Here is a 3,071-nt window from a genome sequence, read left to right on the forward strand (position 1 = left end):
GCCGATGCGACGAGCAAAAGCAGGCCACCAGCGATCGCGAGGCTCTGGCCGAGTTGATAAACAGGGGCGAATGCTTCGGCCTTGTCGAGTTTTGTGATGAGACACAAACCAAACTTCGGCATCCAGCGATAAACGGTGATCGCCGGAACGCCGCGGTAGTCATTGGAGAGATCCAGCCCATCATTGTGGTCAAGACAGAGCCGGGCCGCCACGCTTCGGTCCGAGGTAATGGTGCTCGCGTCGGCGTCGGTCAGCAGGCGCGGTCTGTTGACAAACTGCTTATGCGTGTCGATCAAGTATGCTTCGTCGGTCGCGCGGAGCCCCGCTCGTCGATCGACGGTACCAGCCAAACTCTCCGTTCCGAGACGGGCGACCAGAACGGCAACAAGTGCGCCGTTCCCGGCACGAAGCGGCGCGGACAAGAACGGCGACAACAGGGTGAGGTTCCTTGAACGGTCCGGCACCAGGTAGAGGCCGGCGCGGTTCTTGCCATTGGTGAAATAAGGCTCACCCGCGCCCTGGCGGCCGCGATCGGTAGGATCCGTTGCCGTCAGGACTCGGCCCGATTTCGGTTCCATCACGAAAAGTGCCACAAAGTCCTCGCCCCCTCCGGTGCGCGCTGCAAGATCTTCGCGGAAGTCAGCCCAATCGTCAGGCGTCGCATCCGCAGGAAGACCGGCAAGCTTGCTGAAGTCTTCGACAATGTGGGGCGATTCGCTGAGCCCTCGCAGCTCGCTCAGCTGCCCGTCAAGCCATGACCCGATCGCGGCCTGTTTTTCCAGTGCACGCGATTGGACCTCGGCAACTACGCTGCTCTCAAGCGCCGCCCTGCCCTGGTTGAACGCCAGCCATCCGGTCGCGCCGAGAAGAATTGCAGCGAAGAGCGCAAAAAGCAGGGTAAGCTTTTGTGAAATCCCAAGCCGCAAGAGCGGCAAGGGCTCTTGCGGATCTGCATGCGGTCGCATGCTCATTCCGCACTCGGTCGCGCGCGGCGGCGAAGCCGCAGCAAACCGATCCCCAACCAGGCGAGAGCCAGCGCTAGAAGGGCAGCGGGCAGCCAGATCTTCGCCGCCAATATGCGCCGTCGGACCGAAGTCGCCATGCCGAACAGGTCCGCCTTGGACTGCGCGGAATATCTAGCCTGCCAGACACTAAAGTCGCCTATCGACTTCCCCGTGGCTGGATCGACGAAAAAGCTGTGGCCATTATCCGTCATGTCGACGAGGGTACCTGAGACGGGCTCGACCCACAGAAAGCCTTCGCCGTCAGTCCCGACCCCGAAGCGCTCGGGTACGTCGGGAAGATAATCATAGGTCTTGGTCTCATCGAGGTCCGCAATCGTGAAGCGGTACACTGCGAGCGCCAGACCATCGACCACCTCATTGCGATCGAAAGCCAAGTGTCGTGGACCGCCATAATAGGGGTCCCAGACCTCATCAGCGACGTCTCTCAGCTGCGGCGGGAACATGAATTGCCCGCTGCGGCTAAGGTCGCCGTAACCCGCCACATTCCGGCGGGTCTTGCGATCGACGCCATAAAGGCCCGTGGTTTGATAGTTGACCTCACCGGTGTCGGTCGTCCAATCGATATGGCTCTGGACGATGGCAACGTCGCCGGTGGCGCTCAGCACTTGGTCGACACGACGGCCGTTCTGGTGGAACGCGGAGAAGGCCGCATCCGGCGTCTGCCGAAAGCGGCTGTCCGATTCGAGTATGACGCTACCGGTGTAGTCTGCCGGCAGCCTCTCCAAGACCGGTCCAAGGCTCAATCGAACAATCGCTGCGGCAGCGATCAAGAGCATTGGTGGCGCAAGGACCCACAGGAAACGCATCCAGCGCCGCGCCTGCGGCGCATTCACCATTGCCGATGCATGCGGAGCATCAGCTCCCATCGTTGCTCCCTTGGCTCGCCAGCGGCAATCGGGATCGCTCCTATGTAGACCAATATTCCATGCATACGTTCAGTCTATCTGCGAGCGGTCCTAAGTTAACTGCTTCCCACAGAGCTATCAAGATCAAGGATCTATTGCCCCTTGCGGATTCTCTTATCTTATCTGCAGAATAGCTAATATTTTGCTTACGATTTCGCCTCAAGCACCAGATGGTCCGGTGCAACGGGCCTTGGCAAGGTCGGGACATTGGCACGATCGGCGTCGGCACACCGGTACAACTGACTAGGGTTGTATCGCCTGCACGAGAAGCGGGAGGAAATCGTCCAGGCGACGATCAACGCACGCTACCTGAAGCGAAACCAGCCAACAGTCTCGCAGCTGGTCCGGGACGAGCTGACGTCGGAGAGCTGAAGCCGCCGCCGCATCGCCGAAACGATCATGGCCCTCCAGAAGCGTTAGCTCGGGAGCGACCTCTGACGCTGACGCGTGCGGTGCATGAGCTATGTCGGCTTTTCCCTCGGCCGTGGCCCTGAGCATGATTGCCAGAGAGATTTGGCTATGCGCGTTGATAGTCCGGCCCGAACGTCCGTGAGAACAGGCCGGCGGCCACGGTCCGCCGCCGAAGCTCCTCGATATCCTGCGAGTAGTCGCCGGTGTAGAGCTTAACGATCATCTGGTCGCGCGCCGCTCCAGTCAGATCGTAATGGAGATGGCCATATTTGAACGGGCTGGTATCCCGGCGTCTCCCCTGTGCGCGCCTGGTGACAACCCTGAGTTCCGCTTCGAAGGGCTCGACGCCGTGCAGCGCTACTTCGACGACCTTGCCGGTCTCGACGTCGGTTCCGATGGGGATTTCGACCACGGCTTTGCCGAGCGTGAGGCTGACAGCCCGCCCGGCGATGCCGCCAAACCGCGCCGGCTCGTCCGCACGGAGGCTCTCGGAGGCGGGATTGGTCTTCTCGAAACAGATCAGCGCCGCAATCGTGAGCACCACAAGGTTCACCAGTGCCCAATAGATTGCGACTGGCGAGAATTCCCCCGGAGGAATGCGCGCCCATTCCGGAATGATGTTGATCACAAGTCCGAGCGCAGTGGCCGCAATCAATATTGCCAGGCAGGCAAAGGTGTAGCCGTCGAATTTGTTGTCGACATTCGAGCTTCCCTTGGGTGTCACCCGAAA

2 protein-coding genes and 1 pseudogene are annotated in these 3,071 nt (G+C 60.6%); all 3 read right to left on the reverse strand.

What is annotated here, in order from left to right:
• A partial coding sequence (locus EOA29_RS30760) for a cache domain-containing protein (protein ID WP_145969889.1) occupies nt 1–971 on the reverse strand: 971 nt, incomplete at its 3' end.
• The gene (locus EOA29_RS30765) at nt 968–1,891 is read right to left on the reverse strand and encodes a porin PorA family protein (protein ID WP_126093377.1); all 924 of its coding nucleotides are present in this window, start codon (nt 1,889–1,891) and stop codon (nt 968–970) included. The genes EOA29_RS30760 and EOA29_RS30765, both read right to left, overlap by 4 nt.
• 556 nt (nt 1,892–2,447) lie before the next feature.
• Nucleotides 2,448–3,071, reverse strand: a pseudogene (locus tag EOA29_RS41760) (Curdlan synthase); the annotation flags it as partial.

This window comes from Mesorhizobium sp. M1E.F.Ca.ET.063.01.1.1 (genome assembly GCF_003998155.1).
GTDB lineage: Bacteria > Pseudomonadota > Alphaproteobacteria > Rhizobiales > Rhizobiaceae > Mesorhizobium.

Bases quoted from the DNA above. Each gene is read 5' to 3' on its own strand.
- EOA29_RS30765 (WP_126093377.1), bottom strand. From the start codon at position 1,891: ATGGGAGCTGATGCTCCGCATGCATCGGCAATGGTGAATGCGCCGCAG.